Here is a 3,004-nt window from a genome sequence, read left to right as displayed (position 1 = left end):
CATCTGCGTCGTCGTGAGTGGCCTCCTGCTGGTGCATCTCCCCCCCCCGGGCGCGCGGGTTGACCGGGTGCGCTTGGGGGGGGGGGGGCCCCGGGGGGGGGGCCCCCCCGGCGCGGGGACGCCGGGCGGCCGACACGATCGAGGCTCGATCCCTCGGGGCGCGACGCGATCGGTGCCACGGTGCGGACTATGCCGAGTCCCGGCGTACCACGAGCGGCTCGTGCTCGGGGATCACCGGCAGATCGTCCTCGTGTGTCCGGTCGATCAGGTCCATCAGCACCCGGACGTGCATCTCGGCGAAGCTCGTCGTGTGCAGCGCCACCGTGCTCAGGCGCGGCGTGACCAGTTCGCACAGGGGAGTGTCGTCGACGCCCATGACGGCCATGTCGTCCGGCACCGCGAGGCCGGCCTCGCGCAGCGCCCGCAGCATCAGCGCCGCGAACTCGTCGTTGTACGCGAAGACCGCGGTCGGCCGGTCCGGGTCAGCCGCCCACCCGCGCGCCAGGGTGAGTGCCGCGCCGTGGTCGAACGGCATGTCCACGCGGGTGAGTTCGAGCGCCTCCTCGTCCGCGGCCTCGAGCACGCCGGCGAAGCGCAGCTCGCCGGGCTCGCGCAGCTCGCCGGTCGGCACGATCGCCGCGACGCGGCGGTGGCCGCGCTCGGCGAGGTACCGGGTGGCGACGATGCCGATGCGCTTCTGCTCGAAGACGACGGTCGGCGCGTACGGCACCGACTCCTCGCCCACCAGGACCACCGTCTGCACGCCGTGCTGCCGCAGCATGGCGACCGATTCGGGAGTGCACCGCCACGTGTCGGCGAGGACCGCGCGGGGGCGGAGTTCGGCCCAGGCCCGCGCGGCGTCGAGGCCGGTGAGCTTGCGGTCGCCGTGCAGGATCAGGACCAGGCCGCGTTCGGCCAGGGCGTCGCGGGCGCGTTCGAGGAGGGTGTCGATCGCGTGTCCGAGGGGCCACCGGGGCATTGCGTACACGACGAGGTTGCTCGTGCCGGCGCGTAGCGCGCGGGCGCCCGCGTTGGGCGAGTAGCCCAGCTTGCGGACGGCGGCGAGAACTTTCTGCCGGGTCGCATCACTGATGCCGGAGCCCGGGACGTCGTTGAGTACGAAGGACACCGTGGTTCTGGACACGCCTGCGGCCCTTGCGACATCCGCGCTGGTGGGCGCCTTGCCGGGGCGAGGGACTTTAGGCATGGGTACCGGGTCCTCACATGAGGGTTCGAGGGTTGGTTACAGGAGGTTGCCATGCCGCCCCGCGGTTTGGTTCCCAGGGGTCGATGCGACGTACGTCACGTTCTGTTTACCGGAACTTCATCGCGTGCCATGATCCGTGCACCGCTGCTGACACGTGTCAGTAACACGAGTCAGTTAAACGAGTCAGCAGCGTCAAAAGATCGGCCCGATCCCGTCCCCGTGCGACCGTGACAAGGGACCGGGCCGTGACTACCCCTCCTCCGATCGACTCGGTGATTCACATGACGCAGAGCAACGTTGCGGCCCGCGAAGCCGCACCTGCGACGGTTCCGGCCCAGTTGGGGCCGGTCGACGCCGACGGCAAGCCGCGCTTCAGGCTCGGCCCGCTGTATCTCACGCTCCCGCTGGCCAACATCGCCCTGTACCTGGTGTGGATGGGAGTCGGCTCGTTCCTGATCCCCATCCAGGTCACCGAGATCAAGGGCCACCCGGACCCCGAGGCCCTCAAGAACGCGGTCGCCGTCGGCGCCGCGCTCGCCGCGATCGGCAACCCGATCTTCGGGCAGATCTCCGACCGTACGCGCTCCCGCTGGGGACGCCGCGCCCCGTGGATGCTGGTCTGCACCCTGCTCGGTGCGGGCGCCCTGTGCTGGCAGGCCAACGCCACCAGCATCGGCATGCTGGCCATCACCTGGGGCTGCGTGCAGTTCATCCTCAACGGCTTCCAGGCCGCGCTGACCGCCGCGATGCCCGACCGGGTGCCGCCGACCAAGTACGGCATCATGTCCGGACTCGTCGGCCTGGGCATTCCGCTCGGCACCATCGTCGCCGCGTACACGATCGGCGGCATCGACCTCTCGAAGCTCGGCTACGACGGCATCGTCGGCGGCTTCGACGGCAAGTTCGCGGGCGAGAAGGGCTACTACCTGATCGCCGCCTTCCTGGTCGCGGCCGTGGTGATCTTCCTGCTGGTCACCCCGGACCGGTCCAACAAGGGCATGGCGGTCGACAGGTTCGACCTCAAGAAGTTCATCTCGAACTTCGGCGTCGACCCCAGGAAGCACCCCGACTTCGCGTGGGCCTTCATCTCCCGCTTCGGCGTCGTGGCCGGCTACTTCACGGTGCTGACCTACAACATGTACATCCTGATGGAGTACGTGAAGGTCAAGCCGCAGGACGTCAACTCGACCATGGGCTTCCTCATGGTCGTCAACGCCCTGTCGACCGTGGTCGCCGCGCTGTTCATCGGCAAGCTGGTGGACCGCTTCGGCCGCATCAAGCCCTTCGTGCTGGGCTCCGGCGTCCTGGCCGCGCTGTCGCTGTTCATCCCGATGGTCTCCGGCACCGTCAACGGCATGGCGGTGTTCAACATCGTCAACGGCCTCGCGTTCGGCATGTACATGGCCGTCGACATGGCGCTCATCACCCGGGTCCTGCCGCGCGGGGAGGACGCGGGCAAGGACATGGGCCTGATCAACATCGCCAACGCGGCCCCGCAGGTCGCCGCGCCGTTCATCGCCTCGTGGATCGTCTCCACCTGGGACTACGAGGCGCTCTTCCCGATCTGCGCCTGCATAGCCCTGGTGGGTGCGCTGGCTGTGGTCCGGGTCAAGAGCGTCCAGTGACGCCAGGGGCGGCACACCTGTCGGCACACCAGTCGGCAGAGCAGTCGGTACAGCGGTAGTCACAGCAGCCCCGGTGGAAGCCACAGTGCGGAAACCGCGGTGCTGCCAACGGCGTCGGCCGCGTCCCCTCTTCCGGGGGACGCGTGACGGAACGGCGTCGGCCGCGTCCCCC

Annotated in this window: 2 protein-coding genes; one reads left to right on the top strand and one right to left on the bottom strand. The window is 69.4% G+C overall.

The window, feature by feature from the left end; genetic code table 11:
* Window positions 1-187 precede the first annotated feature (187 nt).
* The gene (locus tag AB0C36_RS42930) at window positions 188-1,207 is read right to left on the bottom strand and encodes a LacI family DNA-binding transcriptional regulator (protein ID WP_358365194.1); all 1,020 of its coding nucleotides are present in this window, start codon (window positions 1,205-1,207) and stop codon (window positions 188-190) included.
* 281 nt (window positions 1,208-1,488) lie between these two features.
* Here AB0C36_RS42930 and AB0C36_RS42925 point away from each other — a divergent pair, with 281 nt between their 5' ends.
* Window positions 1,489-2,832, top strand: a complete 1,344-nt coding sequence (locus AB0C36_RS42925) for an MFS transporter (RefSeq protein ID WP_358365192.1) — start codon at window positions 1,489-1,491, stop codon at window positions 2,830-2,832.
* Window positions 2,833-3,004 lie beyond the last annotated feature (172 nt).

It is taken from the genome of Streptodolium elevatio (genome assembly GCF_040649515.1).
In the GTDB taxonomy this organism is placed as follows: Bacteria; Actinomycetota; Actinomycetes; order Streptomycetales; family Streptomycetaceae; genus Yinghuangia; species Yinghuangia elevatio.
The sequence above is the reverse complement of the archived record's forward strand: the minus strand, read 5'-3'. Positions and strand labels throughout refer to the sequence as shown.

Coding starts and splice junctions, on each gene's coding strand:
- AB0C36_RS42925 (WP_358365192.1), top strand. CDS start 1,489: ATGACGCAGAGCAACGTTGCGGCCCGCGAAGCCGCACCTGCGACGGTT.
- AB0C36_RS42930 (WP_358365194.1), bottom strand. CDS start 1,207: ATGCCTAAAGTCCCTCGCCCCGGCAAGGCGCCCACCAGCGCGGATGTC.